This is a genomic window from Neobacillus phoenicis, assembly GCF_047302305.1.
In the GTDB taxonomy this organism is placed as follows: domain Bacteria; phylum Bacillota; class Bacilli; order Bacillales; family Cytobacillaceae; genus Neobacillus.
Genome location: NZ_CP154847.1, coordinates 5,162,225 through 5,177,649, shown reverse-complemented (window position 1 = coordinate 5,177,649; position 15,425 = coordinate 5,162,225). Strand labels below are relative to the sequence as shown.

14 protein-coding genes and 1 pseudogene are annotated in these 15,425 nt (G+C 37.5%); 13 read left to right on the top strand and 2 right to left on the bottom strand.

The window, feature by feature from the left end; translation table 11 throughout:
• Positions 1–25 precede the first annotated feature (25 nt).
• The 11 genes from AA0X95_RS26375 (at position 26) to nagB (ending at position 10,089) form a co-directional block, all read left to right on the top strand.
• Positions 26–976, top strand: coding sequence for a phosphoglycerate dehydrogenase (locus AA0X95_RS26375; protein WP_413303553.1), 951 nt, complete (start codon positions 26–28; stop codon positions 974–976).
• Positions 960–1,610: a fructose-6-phosphate aldolase gene (gene fsa, locus AA0X95_RS26370; protein WP_413303551.1), complete on the top strand. Its 651-nt coding sequence runs from the start codon at positions 960–962 to the stop codon at positions 1,608–1,610. Before AA0X95_RS26375 ends, fsa begins: the two co-directional genes overlap by 17 nt.
• Before the next feature lie 60 nt (positions 1,611–1,670).
• On the top strand, positions 1,671–2,066 hold the full coding sequence (gene rbsD, locus AA0X95_RS26365; RefSeq protein ID WP_413303548.1) for a D-ribose pyranase: 396 nt from the start codon (positions 1,671–1,673) through the stop codon (positions 2,064–2,066).
• Between the two features lie 110 nt (positions 2,067–2,176).
• Positions 2,177–3,196, top strand: a complete 1,020-nt coding sequence (locus AA0X95_RS26360; protein ID WP_413303546.1) for an ABC transporter substrate-binding protein — start codon at positions 2,177–2,179, stop codon at positions 3,194–3,196.
• Between the two features lie 59 nt (positions 3,197–3,255).
• Positions 3,256–4,746 carry a sugar ABC transporter ATP-binding protein gene (locus tag AA0X95_RS26355; protein ID WP_413303543.1) on the top strand — a complete coding sequence of 497 codons (1,491 nt, stop codon included), beginning with the start codon at positions 3,256–3,258 and terminating at the stop codon, positions 4,744–4,746.
• 17 nt (positions 4,747–4,763) lie between these two features.
• A complete protein-coding gene (locus tag AA0X95_RS26350; RefSeq protein ID WP_413303540.1) occupies positions 4,764–5,750 on the top strand; it encodes an ABC transporter permease in 987 nt (328 codons plus the stop codon).
• Positions 5,751–5,862: 112 nt separating this feature from the next.
• Positions 5,863–6,696 (top strand): aldo/keto reductase, encoded by an 834-nt coding sequence (locus AA0X95_RS26345; RefSeq protein ID WP_413303537.1) that lies wholly within the window; start codon positions 5,863–5,865, stop codon positions 6,694–6,696.
• Between the two features lie 39 nt (positions 6,697–6,735).
• Positions 6,736–7,698: a phosphotriesterase gene (locus tag AA0X95_RS26340; protein ID WP_413303534.1), complete on the top strand. Its 963-nt coding sequence runs from the start codon at positions 6,736–6,738 to the stop codon at positions 7,696–7,698.
• Between the two features lie 16 nt (positions 7,699–7,714).
• Positions 7,715–8,653, top strand: coding sequence for a shikimate dehydrogenase (locus tag AA0X95_RS26335; RefSeq protein WP_413303531.1), 939 nt, complete (start codon positions 7,715–7,717; stop codon positions 8,651–8,653).
• A gap of 21 nt (positions 8,654–8,674) precedes the next feature.
• The gene (locus AA0X95_RS26330; RefSeq protein WP_413303528.1) at positions 8,675–9,331 is read left to right on the top strand and encodes a bifunctional 2-keto-4-hydroxyglutarate aldolase/2-keto-3-deoxy-6-phosphogluconate aldolase; all 657 of its coding nucleotides are present in this window, start codon (positions 8,675–8,677) and stop codon (positions 9,329–9,331) included.
• On the top strand, positions 9,328–10,089 hold the full coding sequence (nagB, locus tag AA0X95_RS26325) for a glucosamine-6-phosphate deaminase (protein WP_413303525.1): 762 nt from the start codon (positions 9,328–9,330) through the stop codon (positions 10,087–10,089). Before AA0X95_RS26330 ends, nagB begins: the two co-directional genes overlap by 4 nt.
• A 148-nt stretch (positions 10,090–10,237) precedes the next feature.
• Here nagB and AA0X95_RS26320 read toward each other — a convergent pair whose 3' ends face one another.
• Together AA0X95_RS26320 and AA0X95_RS26315 are read right to left on the bottom strand one after the other, a co-directional pair.
• Positions 10,238–10,900, bottom strand: a complete 663-nt coding sequence (locus AA0X95_RS26320; protein ID WP_413303523.1) for a FusB/FusC family EF-G-binding protein — start codon at positions 10,898–10,900, stop codon at positions 10,238–10,240.
• Between the two features lie 104 nt (positions 10,901–11,004).
• On the bottom strand, positions 11,005–11,277 hold the full coding sequence (locus AA0X95_RS26315) for a CD3324 family protein (protein WP_413303520.1): 273 nt from the start codon (positions 11,275–11,277) through the stop codon (positions 11,005–11,007).
• Between the two features lie 402 nt (positions 11,278–11,679).
• On the opposite strand from AA0X95_RS26315, the pseudogene AA0X95_RS26310 reads away from it, so the two are divergent.
• Together AA0X95_RS26310 and AA0X95_RS26305 are read left to right on the top strand one after the other, a co-directional pair.
• A pseudogene (locus tag AA0X95_RS26310) lies at positions 11,680–13,590 on the top strand (bifunctional 2',3'-cyclic-nucleotide 2'-phosphodiesterase/3'-nucleotidase); the annotation flags it as partial.
• A 366-nt stretch (positions 13,591–13,956) separates the two neighbouring features.
• Positions 13,957–15,162, top strand: a complete 1,206-nt coding sequence (locus tag AA0X95_RS26305; RefSeq protein WP_413299614.1) for an IS256 family transposase — start codon at positions 13,957–13,959, stop codon at positions 15,160–15,162.
• Positions 15,163–15,425 lie beyond the last annotated feature (263 nt).

Genomic DNA, 15,425 nt, shown 5'->3' with positions numbered 1-15,425 from the left:
TAAATTTAAAAAGTGGAGGGCAATCGTGAAAAAAATACTGATTACTCCAAGGTCTTATGGACTGTTTGATTTGGATCAAATCTTAAAGAAGTTCAATCCCAATCAGTTTGAAATTATTAGAGAAGCAGGGCCGTTTCGAGAAAACGTATTGGTTGAGAAAATCAAAGATGTCCATGCAGTCATTGTGGGTACTGATCAGGTGACAAGAAAGGTACTAGAAGCTGCCGAACATTTGGAACTAATCGTAAAGTATGGAGTGGGCCTTGACAATATTGATTTAGAAATTGCAAAGGAAAAAGGAATTAAGGTAGAAAATACACCTGGAGTTAATACAGAGGCAGTAGCAGATTATACCTTTGGTCTCTTACTTTCCCTAGCAAGGCAAATCCATATTAGTGACAGAGAAATTCGTCAAGGTCAATGGAAAAAGCGTACGGGTTATGAAATCTATAATAAATCGATTGGAATTTTAGGACTTGGTGCGATCGGAAAATCTATTGCTAGACGTGCATTTGGTTTTAATATGAAAATTCTAGCCTACGATCTTTATCAAGATAACAGTTTTGCCAATCAATTTGATGTCAAGTACTGCAGTTTAGAAGAAATTATTGAACAGAGTGATGTCATTTGTATTCATTTACCTTTGAATAAGGAAACAAAGCATTTAATTAATAAAGAATGCCTTGCAAAGATGAAACCAAATACATTTATTATCAACACAGCAAGAGGCGGAATCATTGACGAACAAGCACTTTATACAGCTTTAAAAGAAAAGCAAATCGCCGGGGCTGCAATAGATGTATTTGAGGAAGAACCTCTCAAGAATTCACCATTAACAGAATTAGACAATATTATTCTAACACCACATAATGCCTCAGCTAGTAAAGAAGCAACTCAGCGTATGACAACTCAAACAACCGATAAAGTATTGGCATTCTATCGAAATAGGAGTGAAATACTTGGAACTATACATTGATACAGCAGATTTATCAGAGATTAAACACGCGATGACTTTGTCCATTTTAGATGGGGTTACAACTAATCCTTCCATTCTCTCAAAGCAAGGTGTGCCTTACAAACAGCGCCTGGCAGAAATCAATGAACTAGTAGATGGGAAGGTTTGGTATCAAGTTGTAAGTGAAAATTCAGCAGCCATGGTCGAAGAAGCCTTAGAGGTAGTAGCAATATTAAAACAGCCAGTAATTAAGCTACCGATGGGACCGGAGTCGCTTAAAGCATCCAAAGTATTATCCAGTCAAGGAATACAAACGAATATAACCCTTGTCTATTCCGTCGCACAAGCCATGCTAGCTGCAAAAGCGGGTGCAAGTTATGTAAGTCCCTATGTTGGCAGAATTAACGATATTGGGTGGCCAGGGCTTCAGTTAATTAATGATATTGTTCGGATTTTTTCGATTCAGGGTCTACAAACAAACGTAATTGGGGCTAGCCTTCGCAGTAATCAAGATATCGTATCAGTGGCAGAACAGGGGGCAAGTGCAGCAACAATGCCCTTCAAGGTATTTATGCAAATGTTTAACCATCCAATGACAGATAGTGGACTGGTTCAATTTTTGGAGGATTGGAAAGTCTACCAACACCAAAATTAGTGAATAGTAGTTTTTAAAGGGTTTCCTACCAAGTAGCAGCTTATTTTTAGGAGGTTTTCTATGAAAAAATATGGGATTCTGAATCACCCGCTTTCAGAATTGATTGCTGCAACAGGACATGCTGATATTATTACCGTTTCAGATGCAGGACTGCCTTTAGATCCTTCTTTACCTCGGATTGACCTATGTTTAACCAAAGGAATGATTCCCATGAAGGATATGCTCATTGCCATAAATGATGAGCTTGAGATTGAAGGGATTATTCTTGCGGAAGAAATAAAGGAAAAGAGCCCTGACCAATTAGCATTTTACGAGGAACTGTTCAAAGAAATTCCGTTTTATTTTATACCTCATATTGAATTTAAACAAAAAACGAGTTCTTCGCGTGGAATCGTTCGAACGGGTGAAGCCGTTTCTTATTCTAGTGTCATCTTAATTGCAGGAGTTACTTATTAGGTTAGAAAACATTGGGGATTTAGAGATGATTACTTTATAAATGGAATAATCACCTCTATGTAATAAAACTACAAAAATAAAAAACAATAAATAATCTGGAGGGGTATTTAATGAAGATTGGGAAAAAAGTAGGTTCAATGATTTTAGCCGTTTCACTAATGGGTGGATTAGTAGCTTGTAGCCAATCATCAAGCAGCGATGGTTCAAAAGAAAAAGGGAAAAGTAATGAGCCTCTTGATATAGCTGTCATTATTAAAGCAACTGATTCAGGATTTTGGCAAACAGTACTACAAGGTGCGAAAGCTGCGGGAAAAGAGCTAGGTAATAAAGTTAAAATCACTACTGATGGACCTCCATCAGAGGCTGATATCGATAAGCAGGTTGCAATTTTAGAAAATGTCATTACGAGTCAACCAGATGGTATTGTAATTGCTTCAACAAGCTCGGATGCAACTGTACCGGCAATTGAAAATGCTATGGGTCAAGATATTCCAGTTGTATTAGTTGATAACCGTGTCAAAACAGACCAGTACGTTAGTTTCTTAGCAACAGATAACCTTAAAGGTGGCGCATTGGCTGCTGATAAATTAGTTGAAGAATTGAAGAAGGCTGGAAAAGAATTAAAAGGGAAAGTAGCTGTAGTAAGTGCGATGGCGGGGGTGCAGGTATTAACTGATCGAGACAAGGGATTTATTGACCGTTTGAAGAAAATAGCTCCAGATATTAAAGTTCTTGACACTCGTTATGTTGATAATGATATTACAAAAGCCCTAGGTACAGCACAAGACATTATTACTAGTAACCCAGATATTGTTGGATTCTTCGCTGATAATAACCACACTGGTATCGGTGTAGGACGTGCAGTATCAGAAGAGAAATTACAGGATTCTATTGCGGTAGTTTCATATGATGCTGACGAAGAGCAAATCAATTCTTTAAAATCAGGTGCCATTGACTATCTAATTGTTCAGGATCCATTTGGTATGGGGTATAAAGGTGTAATGAATGTAGTGGCAAAACTTGAAGGGAAAAAAGTTGAAAAAGATATTGATACGGGCGTGACAGCAGTATCTATGGATAACTTCGAGAATGAAGACGTTCAAAAATTATTATACCCAGAAAAACGATAAAGCATGATTAAGCGCACCCTAGAATCTTAGGGTGCGCACGAATAAAAGGGGGGATTCGCTTGACTAAGCCTCTAGTCGAAATGAAAAAAATAGTTAAAAAATTTAAGGGGACAACTGCTCTCAAGGGAATTGACTTTGAAATTATGCCTGGTGAAATTCATGCACTACTTGGTGAAAATGGAGCGGGAAAAAGTACATTAATAAAAATTTTAACCGGTGCATATTCACCTGAAGAAGGAGAAATTATTGTTAAAGACAGAGTGTTTCATTCTATACCTGTCAAAGAACTAGAGGATCTTGGGATAGCAGTTGTATATCAGGATTTAAAACTGGCACCTGAGGTTTCCATAATGGAAAATATTTTGATGGGAAAGTTGCCAAAGAATTTTGGAGTATTTGTTAATAAAAAGAAAGCAATAAAACAAACAAAAGATGCTTTAGTAAAAGCAGGTATCGGTGAGTTAAGTCCACATGAAAAGGTGGGTAACCTTAAAATGGCGGATCAAGAAATCATAGCAATTGCCAAGGCGTTATCCAAAAACGCAAATCTATTAATTCTAGATGAACCAACTGCTCTTTTAGCAGAGGATGATGTTCAAAAGCTGTTTACAATATTGAAAGAATTAGTATCTAAAGGTGTTTCTATTATTTACATATCACACCGCTTAGAAGAGATTTTCCAAATTTGTGATCGAATTACCGTGCTTCGTGACGGAAATAAAATATGGACAAAACCAATTGCAGATGTAAATAACGATATCCTCATCGATGCAATTGCAGGCAAGATGCAAAGCGAAGGTGATTCATACTATCCAGCAGAGATAAAAGGCGACTTAATTCAACTAAAGAATGTCTCGAATGAGCCTTTCTATAAAAACATTTCTATTAATCTCAAGCAAGGTGAAGTTGTAGGATTATTTGGTCTGGTGGGGGCAGGAAAAACTGAATTATTAAAAGGTATTTACGGAGCGATTCCACCAAAATCAGGAGGCCTTATGGTTGAAGGGAAAGAATTTAATCCTAAAACCCCTCGTGATTCTATCAAAAAGGGGATTGGCTTCGTAGCAGAAGACCGTAAAACAGAGGGATATTTACCGAGAATTTCTATTTATAAAAATGTAAATATATCATCCTATAAAAAGGCGTCTTCCTTCGGTTTTACCCATTCCAAAATTGAAAAAAATAGAGCTTTAGATATTATAAGGGATTTTAAAGTGAAATATAGTTCCCTCGATCAGGATATTGATGATTTAAGTGGAGGAAATCAGCAGAAAATTGTAGTTGCAAAATGGAAAGGAACAGACATTAAGGTCCTGCTTCTCGATGAACCTACTGCAGGAATAGATGTTGGAGCACGACGAGATATCTTTAGGGTTTCGAGACAATTTGCAGATGAAGGGAAATGTGTATTTTATTGCTCATCCTATCTGCCAGAGCTACTTGAAGTTTGTGATCGAATCCTTGTCATGAGTGAAGGTGTCTTAACTGGAGAGTTTAAGCGGTCTGAGGGATTTGTCGAAAAAGAAATTATGACAGCAGCATATGCTTAAGAGTGGAGGGGTAAACCATGGCAGAGAAATCTGTGGTTGTAGAACAAAAACCTGTTAGCATAAAAAAGTTTAAAATCAATTATAAATTATTTTTTTCAGTATCCTTACCTTTGATACTAATTTTAATGTGGCTTGTTATATCCATTATGGAACCAAGATTTTTCACATTCAATAATATGTCAAATCTTGGTCGGCAAACTGCAATTATTGCCATAGTTGCAATCGGTCAGACATACGTAATTATTACCAAAGGAATAGATTTATCAGTAGGTTCAACGTTAGGGATTTCATGTATTGCATCTGCAGTATTACTTGTTTCTGGTGTCCCTATTTTTTTGACCTTTGTTATTGTTTTGGCAATGGGCTTATTGATTGGATTATTAAACGGTTTCATTATTTACGATATGAAAATTACACCTTTTATCGCAACCTTGGGTACGATGACTATTGTTAGAGGGGCAACTCTTTTGGTTAGCGATGGGAAAATTATTTCTGGAATCCCAAGGAATTTTACAAAAATCGCAAACTCGGACATTTTGGGCATTCCATATTTAATATTTATCCTATTTATTGTATCGGTTATTTTTATGGTTATTCTTCGGTATACAGTGTTCGGTAGGAACTTATTTTCTATTGGAAGCAGCGATGAGGCTGCGCGCCTATCGGGAGTAAGCGTTAGAATAACCACTTATGGTGCCTATATGATCTCTGGAGTTCTTTCATCACTTGCAGGTTTATTAATGACCTCCCGCTTAGCAAGTGGTGTTCCAACAGCAGGTACATCCTATGAACTTGATGCCATTGCCTCTTCTGTAATTGGAGGAGCAAGTTTATTCGGGGCACAGGGGAGTGTGATAGGTACCATTATTGGATCGTTAATTATGTCTACTCTTCGTAATGCTGGAAATCTGCTTAGAATTGAGCCGTTTTGGCTGCAAATTGCAATTGGAGCATTATTGATTATCGTTGTATTCTTTGATCAAATACAGAAAAAACGCAGCTAAAGAAAAGCGATGTTTTTAGGGCGAAGGTTTCTAAAGTGATGGATTTAAAGTTCAATTAGCCCCTAATAATTATCTATGGCTGAAGAAGATCTGCTAGGAGAGGAAGTGCGAAATGATAGTGAAGAGTTTAGGTGATACAACAGTATTAAATAATGGAGTCAAGATGCCATGGCTAGGTCTTGGTGTATTCCAAGTAAACGAGGGTCAGGATGTAGTCGATTCAGTTCAATGGGCAATTGAAGCAGGATATAGAAGCATTGATACCGCAGCAGTATATCAAAATGAAAAAGGTGTTGGGCAAGGCATTAAGCAATCGGGGGTAAACAGAGATGAGTTATTCGTTACTTCCAAAGTATGGAATACTGATCAGGGCTACGAACCAACTTTATTAGCCTTTAATCAAAGCCTAAAGAGTTTAAATTTAGATTATCTTGACCTTTATTTAATACATTGGCCAGTAAAAGAAAAGTATTTAGAAACATGGAAAGCACTAGAAAAACTCTATAAAGACGGATATGTCCGCGCCATTGGGGTTAGTAATTTCCAGGTACATCACCTTAAAGATATCATGGAAAATACAGAAATTATGCCGATGGTAAACCAAGTGGAATTTCATCCAAAGCTGTCTCAGCCGGAATTAAGAAAATTTTGTAAAGACCATGGCATTCAATTAGAAGCATGGAGTCCATTAATGCAAGGACAATTGTTGAATCATCATGTAGTATCTGATATTGCGGAAAAATATGGAAAGACAACAGCGCAAGTTCTCATTCGTTGGGATTTAGAGCATGGAGTTGTTACCATTCCAAAGTCAATAAAGAAAGAACGGATTATTAGCAATGCAGATGTATTTGATTTTGTAATGGAGAAAAATGATATAGAAAAACTTGATGCTCTTAATGAAAACAAACGGGTGGGTCCTGATCCAGATCATATTAATTTTTAATCACTTGACCAAGGTGTCATAAAAAGGGAGAGTGTTTTTTTGAGTGCTTATGTGCAAACTGTTTTAAATCAAAAAGATGTATGTGAGATTGGCTTTTCTCAATGTCATGAGCATCTATTTTTAGCTAATGGAACGCCAGCTTTACTTAATAAGGCTCTATTAATCGACGATTACGAGCGTTCTTTTGCTGAGGTTAATGAATACAAGAAAAATGGAGGAACCCTTCTCGTTGATGCACAGCCAATTGGATGTGGGAGAATGGAGCAGAACTTAGTTCGATTATCCAAGGAAACAGGAGTTGATATTGTCGCATCAACCGGGTTTCATAGCCTTAGTTTTTATGATGAGAGCCATTGGATTTTCAAATTTAATGAAACAAAATTAGCTGAAATTTTCATATCAGAAGCAAAAAATGGAATGTTTATTGCGACTGATAAAGAGGTACCTAACATCCAATTAACAGCGAAAACAGGGATGATTAAAACGGCTGTCAGCCCAAAAGGGATTGAGACCCGGAATGAAAAAATGTTCAGTGCTGCAGCTGAAGCCCAGTGTCAAACAGGATTGCCAATCATGATTCATATGGAAAAAGGAGCAGATCCTTTAAAGGTTATTCACTTTTTTAAAGAACATTCTGTGCCATTAGATTCTCTAATTTTTTGCCATCTTGATCGTACCCATCATGATTATGAATTACATAAAGAAATTTTATCTGCTGGAGTTTTTGTTGAGTATGATACCATCGGTCGATTTAAATATCACGACGATTCGGTAGAAGCTGATCTAATTGAAAACATGATTGAAGCAGGATATGAACGACAAATACTATTGAGTTTAGATACAACACGTGAGCGTTTAGGGGCCTACGGTGGATCAATAAACTTAAGTTACTTACTAAATAAATTTATACCTTATTTAAAAGAACGAGGCTGTCCTGAAGCCATATTACATATTTTGACGGTCGAAAACCCTAAACAAGCTCTTTTAGTAAGAAATCTCTAGAAAAGATGGTGGAGGAATGAAATTGGAAAAAGCGCAAAAACCTACATTCTATTTTATTGGTGTTACCACACAACAATCTTCTATAATGAAACTTTTTCCTTTATGGGCAGAGGAACTAGGACTTGATGCCGTTATTAAAGGAATTGATATTCCTATTCATGCAGATAAAGAGGTATATCAACAAGTGACGAGGTTCCTAAAAGAAGATAAATTATCGCTTGGTGCGCTAGTGACTACACATAAAATAGACATTTATGAGGCTGCATCTGAGTATTTTGACTACCTAGATCCTTATGCTGTAAATTTTCACGAATTATCTTGTATTTCTAAAAAAGATGGAAAATATAGAGGATTTGCAAAGGACCCAATTACTAGTGGCTTGTCATTAGAAGCATTCATTCCTGTACACTTTTGGAAGGAGCACCAAGGAGAAGTGTTCATTATGGGTGCTGGTGGAAGTGCTATTGCAATAGCCGCATATCTATTAAATCCTGAAAATAAAGCTAATGTCCCTAGCAAAATTTATGTAAGTAATAGGAGCCAGCCTAGACTTGATTCGATGAGAGTAATAATAAATAAAATTAATCCGAATGCCAACATTGAATATCTTTTAGCTGAAACTGCTGAGGATAATGATCAGATTCTAGCAAAATTGGTAGATCATTCATTAGTTGTGAATGCTACAGGATTAGGAAAAGACCGACCTGGATCACCACTATCGGACCATTGTGAATTTCCTAAAGATAGTTATGTATGGGAACTGAATTATCGAGGAGATCTCCTCTTCATGCATCAGGCGAATGAGCAAAGAAATAATAAAAACTTGCATGTCGAAGATGGGTGGATTTATTTTATCCATGGATGGTCACAGGTAATCGCGGAAGTATTCCAAGTAAGTTTGGATGAAGAAAAATTCAGCAGATTAGTACAAATTGCAAATTCACTCCGGAATTAATTTGTTTGGGAGGTTTAAGGGATGACTACGAAAGAAACTGTTCTAAAAGAAATAACCGAGAAAAAGGCAATTGCGGTAATTCGAGCAGAGACAGCACAAGAGGCAATTGATATTTCAGAAGCCTGTATTGAAGGCGGAATATCTATTATAGAAGTGACCTTTACTGTACCACAAGCAACACATGTAATTGAAACCTTAACAGCTAAATATAAAGCTAGCAATGTAGTGGTAGGTGCAGGTAGTGTCCTTGATTCTGAAACTGCTAGAATAGCGATGTTATCGGGTGCACAATTTATTGTCAGTCCCTACTTAAATGAAGAAACAGCAAGAATATGTAATCGTTACAGAATTCCCTATATGCCTGGAGTTATGACTCTAAAGGAGTCAGTTCATGCGTTAGAAGAGGGAGTAGATATTTTGAAGTTATTCCCTGGTGATGTTTATGATATGAACATTATTAAAGCAATAAAAGGCCCACTTCCACATGCTCAACTCATGCCTACTGGCGGTGTAACAATCGATAATGTAGAACAATGGTTAAAGGCGGGAGCATGTGCTGTGGGCTTAGGAAGCTCATTAATCAAGCGTTCACAAAAAGAAGATTTTTCTGAAATTATAAATCGTTCCCGTGAACTTTGTGCAAAAATAGAAAAATATAAGGTATCACAAATTTTATGAAATTAATTATTTCTCAATCTATAAAAACACTTAATGATTATTGTGCAGAATTGCTTGCAAAATTTATTGGAGAGAACAATGAAGCAAAAATAGGTTTGGCAACTGGAAATACACCAGTTGGAATTTATCGTTCTCTTGTATCTCTCTATCAATCTGGCGGAGTCGATTTTACGGATGTTAGGACATTCAATCTTGATGAGTATTTGGAATTACCGAAAAGTCATCAGTCATCCTTTTATTCTTTTATGAGAATACATTTGTTTGATCATGTGAATTTAAAAGAAGAACACATCTTTATCCCAGATGGGGAAGCCGTCTCTCCGGAGCAAGAGTGTATCCGGTATAATCAAATTCTGAATCAAGCTGGTCAATTAGATGTACAGGTTTTAGGGGTAGGTTTAAACGGTCATATTGGTTTTAATGAACCTAGTAAAAAGCTTTCACCCCATACGCATATTGTTCGTTTAACTGAAGAAACAAGAAGGGTGAATTCGCCTGCATTTTCTTCCATAAATGAGGTACCTACCTATGCAATTACAATGGGAGTAGCGAGTATCCTCCGCGCAAATTGGATTTTATTCATGGCCCTTGGGGAAGAGAAAGCAATGATAATGAAACAAGCATTAGAAGGTCCAATTTCAACGGGGTGTCCTGCCTCTCTTTTACAGTTACATCCTAACTGTACGATTTTCTTAGATCAAAAGGCTGCAACGGAATTAGATTTTAATAAACCATTTTATGAGGTTGAATATATTTAAAAAAGTCCTGGATGTGGGATTTTGCTTTACTCTCGCATAAGAGCACAATACTCTCGGATTGACAGTTATTATTCTAATACGGACGATACAGCGGCCGCTTTACGCAAACAAAAAAAGAACCTTGCCAATTTTACACTAGCAAGGTTCTTTATTCTAAAGCATGTTTCTTTAGCGACTCTTCTAAAAACGAAGTTAAATAGTCAACGCATGTGATCTTTTTATTACATTCAGAACTGTCCAGGCAGATATAGTTTCCAATGGCTTTGTAGTAGTCTGGATTATTCGACTTTTTAGCTTTAGTGATTGTGGAAATAAAGGCCACTTGCCCAAAGCGATTACAGAACGAGCAGATATTATCTTTATTTAAAATAGAGTATTTACAGTCAATCCCAAGTAATTTCTCATCGTGCTCATAGATAATAAACTTTTTGTTGGTGCTGATATCCGTCCAGCTTAGATAGGTAATTTTCTCGAAATCAATTGCCAATAAATTGGGTACCTTTAATTTCTTCGCTTTTGGAAACATCTTTTTGACTTGCTGCTCGGTCAGATTCGGGAACGGAATTAAGTAGTTTGCCAGCTCTTGAGCATACTGGTCAAATTCAGCATCCGTTTTCATGCTCGAAAGATCGAGCTTTTCCATCTGTTCCTTTGAAGCTTGTGGAAAGAGCTCAAGAATTTGAGCGTTTGCCAGTTCCCTAACGGCCTTAATCACGCTCGGATCAGAATTCTTTCTGTAACTATCTTTAATTAAATCTACTTGCCGTTTGATAAAATTATATTGTTCATTCCTTATGAATTTATCTTTCATTGTTCGTCACCTCGTTCAACTTTATTTTATAGAAAGCATCTCACAAATAAAATGTAGAAGATGACTTAGAAACAAACTATACATAAGAAAACACTGATGGACCATCAGTGTTTTTTATTCGAGTAAACTATTTTTTTAATCGTTTCGATAGATAAGAAATGCTCATCCGCTAACTCAGGAATGCTTTTTCCGTTAGAAAAAGCATGTTTGATTAAGGCATTTCGTTCATCAATTGACTTTCTTGCCCCAGAACAACTTCCCCATTTTCGGTAGGTTTTTTCCGGTTTCGGAATATAAAGGGTCTCCCCTTGAACGTACCTTTGAATTTCTGCAATCAGCTTTTCAGGTAAGATGTTGCTTGCGTTTACATATTTCATACTTTGCCAGCTCCTTATTTGTTTTAGAAAAATAAGGTGCAAAGCCGCGTATTAAAAAGCTTACCTGGGCGATTTGTTAAATAAGTGTCCGCCCCATGCAAAGTATCGCCTTTCCAATACTTGGCTTTGCATGAGTTGTTGGAGTCCCTGGTAATCTAGTTAGATTTCCCAAGACTCATCACCTCCTGAAATGTAAGGTTTATTCTTACCTTATTTTGTAAGTGACTATCTTAATATTATAATTCACCGTTTACTCGAATGGAATAGATTTTGATGGATGGATTTTTTTAAGAGTATCAGCATATTCCAATCCAATGCTGCTAAAACTATCTTCGTTTGTATGAAATTTTTCAAAAGGGAGGTAATGGATTGGTTAAAACAATTAACATCTTTCTAGTTTCAATGCTTATCATCATTGGACAGTTGCTGCCAAATCGTGCTTTTGCGCAAAAGCCAGAAAGTACTGTTCAGTTGCGCTTACTCGGAACGACCGATCTTCATGTTTTTTTAGCTAATTATGATTATTATCAGACAAAGCAAGACGACAAAGTCGGTTTGGTGAAAACTGCTACCTTGATCAAACAAGCACGCAATGAAGTGAAAAATTCGATGCTGTTTGATAATGGGGACGAGATTCAAGGAAATCCATTAGGAGATTATGTGGCAAAGGTAAAGGGGTTAAAAAAGGGTGAGGTGCATCCAGTTTACCGCTTGTTTAACCTTTTAGGCTACGATGCTACTACAGTGGGCAACCACGAATTTAATTACGGTTTGGACTACCTCAATGAAACACTAAATGATGCCAAAATGCCTCTTGTAAATGCCAATGTGGTGAAAGCAGGCACAAATGAACCCTATTTTGAACCATATGTTATTTTTAATAAAACGCTTGTAGATGCACAAGGGAAAAAGCAAACAATTAAGGTAGGAGTAATTGGATTTGTTCCACCACAGATTATGGAATGGGATAAAGCTAATTTAGAAGGAAAAGTCGAGGTAAAATCCATTGTTGAGACTGCAAAAAAATATGTTCCAATGATGAAAAAGAAGGGAGCAGACGTTATTGTCGCCCTTGCTCATACGGGGATAAGCGGTGAGCCGTATCAGGCAGGTATGGAGAATGCAGCTTACTATTTAACCGACATCAAGGACATTGATGCAATTTTTACCGGACATCAGCATAATGTTTTCCCCGGCCCACTTTATAAAGATCTTCAAAATGTGAATCTAGAAAAAGGAACGATCAATGGGAAACCGGTTGTGATGCCAGGGGCTTTCGGCAGTCATCTTGGGGTGATTGACCTCCAACTGGAGAAGAGTCGGGGCAAGTGGAACGTGGTTGACAGTAAAGCTAGTGTGAGACCGATTGTGGATGCAACGGGTAAATCGATTGTTGAAACAGACGAGGAGTTAATGAAGGCTATTTTACCTGAACATGAGGGTACGATTAAGTATGTGAATCAGCCTGTTGGAGAAACAACCGCTCCGATTTATAGTTATTTTGCGCTGGTCCAAGATGATCCTTCTGTACAAATCGTGAATAATGCACAAACAGAATATTTGGCAGAGAAACTAAAAGATCCAGCGTACAGTAAGTATGCAGGGATCCCTATTCTTTCTGCAGCAGCGCCGTTTAAAGCAGGTGGCCGTAACGGTCCACAATATTACACAGATATTCCTGCGGGTACTTTGGCTATAAAAAATGTCGCTGATTTGTATTTGTATCCGAATACGCTTCAAGCGAAATTAGTAACGGGAGCACAACTCAAAGAATGGTTGGAAATGAGTTCAGGTCAATTTAATCAGATTGACCCATCTAATACTGGTGACCAGCCATTGATTAATCCTAATTTCCAATCCTTTAATTTTGATGTAATTGATGGAGTGCAATATCAAATTGATGTGACGAAGCCGGCAAAATATGACCCTAATGGGAATGTCATTAATCCGGGTACGGGCAGAGTTGTTAATCTAACCTATCAAGGGAAGCCTGTTGCAGCAGACCAGAAGTTTATTGTTGCAACGAATAATTACCGGGCATCCAGCGCGACCTTCCCTGGAGCGAGTCAGGGGGAGATTGTGCTAAAGTCACCTGATGAGAATCGTCAAATTATCACGAACTATATTCAAGAAAAGAAAACGATTAATCCAACGGCAGACCAAAACTGGTCCTTTGCTAAGTTCAAAGGTACAGTGGTTCCGGTGTTTGATTCTTCACCAAATGCACAAAAATATCTTGGCCAGTTCCCGACGATTAAGTACATCGGACCATCGTATGGTGGATTTGCGAAGTATTCTATTGATTTAACTGAATAAGTGGGGGCCTGTTGGCCTCGTAGGAAAAGCTGTCCCAAGAAGATTGGGCAGCTTTTTTGTTTGGGGGGGCAATGAAGGAAAAAGCAAGAAGGAGAGCTAGGTTTTGTCCTTCATAGCTTGGATGAAGGACAAAAAGCAAGAAGGAGAGCTAGGTTTTGTCCTTCATAGCTTGGATGAAGGACAAAAAACAAGAAGGAGAGCCAGGATTTGTCCTTCATAGCTTGGATGAAGGACAAAAAACAAGAAGGAGAGCCATGATTTGTTCTTCATAGCTTGGATGAAGGACAAAAAGCAAGGAGCGGAGGAGAACGTCTATAGTTTTGTGTAAATGGTTATACTTACCAATTAAGGAGATGATCATTTATGCAAAATTATAGGGATATGACAATTAGAGAATTGGCAGGTCAATGTGAAACAGTGGACGATATTCATGCCATGATTAGGGACCTTTTCAAGGAGACTCTCCAACAGGTTTTCGAGGCTGAGATTGAGGAGCACCTTGGGTACTCCAAACATGATTCTAAAGGTATCAATACGGGAAATAGCCGGAATGGCTATAGTAAAAAGACCATTAAATCTAAGTTAGGTGAAACCAAGTTAAATATCCCTAGAGATCGTAAAGGTGAATATGAACCGCAGATTATAAAGAAATATGAGACCTCTATTAATGGATTAGAGGATCAAATAATTGCCCTTTATTCTAAAGGTATGTCCACACGGGATATTGAGGACCACATGAAGGATATTTATGGTATTAACGTCTCTTCTAGTTTAGTAAGTAAGGTTACAGACAAAGTGTTGCCTCTTGTCTATGAATGGCAGTCCCGTCTACTAGACCCTGTGTATCCTATTGTGTTTTTGGATGCAATACACTTTAAAGTTAAGCATGAAAATAGGATTGTTAGTAAGGCAGCTTATACAGTTTTAGGCGTAAATACAGATGGTATTAAGGACATTCTTGGTATTTGGATCGGCGAAGATGAGAGTGCTAGTTTTTGGTTGAACGTTTGCCAAGATTTGAAGAGTCGTGGTGTACAAGATATCCTAATTGCCTGTAAAGACGGGCTTTCTGGATTTTCAGAGGCAATTAATGCCACGTTTCCGAAAACAGATATTCAGTCTTGTATCATTCATCAATTACGAAATAATGTAAAGTGTGTTCCTCACAAATTCCGTAAGGAACTTATGGACGATTTAAAAAAGGTATATAAAGCATATACAATTGAACAAGCAGAATTGGAATTTGATGAGTTTAAAGAAAAGTGGGGAAAGAAATATCCTTCTGTTATTAAATCATGGGAGACCAACTGGCTAGAACTCACGACTTTCTTTTCTTACCCAGTAGAGATTAGAAAGTTAATTTACACAACCAACACTATTGAAGCATTCCATAGACAACTAAGGAAAGTCACAAAAACAAAAACTGCTTATCCAACGGATAATGCATTAAGGAAAATTGTTTACCTTGCGACTGTTGGAGTTACAGATAAATGGTCTAATCCTATTCCTGGATGGTTAGAATGTAGACAGCAGTTTGATATCATGTTTGAGGGCCGGCTTGGGAAATAATTGACGTAGTTAAGTTAGGGCTCTGCCCTAAGGGTTTATCGCTTTCGTTCTCCCAAAAGGAAAAAGAGAGGAAAAATCCTCTCTCCTTTTGTACAGAACCCTACTAGGTGCTCGGGTTGCTCCCCAGCATTGCCCTATCCCCCTAGTAGGTAAGAACACTTTAGTTTCAATATAGTCAAATCATATAGGATTTAACCATTTACACAAAATAATTTACATTCCCGAGCGGAGCCAGGTTTTGTCCTTCATAGCTTGTATGAAGG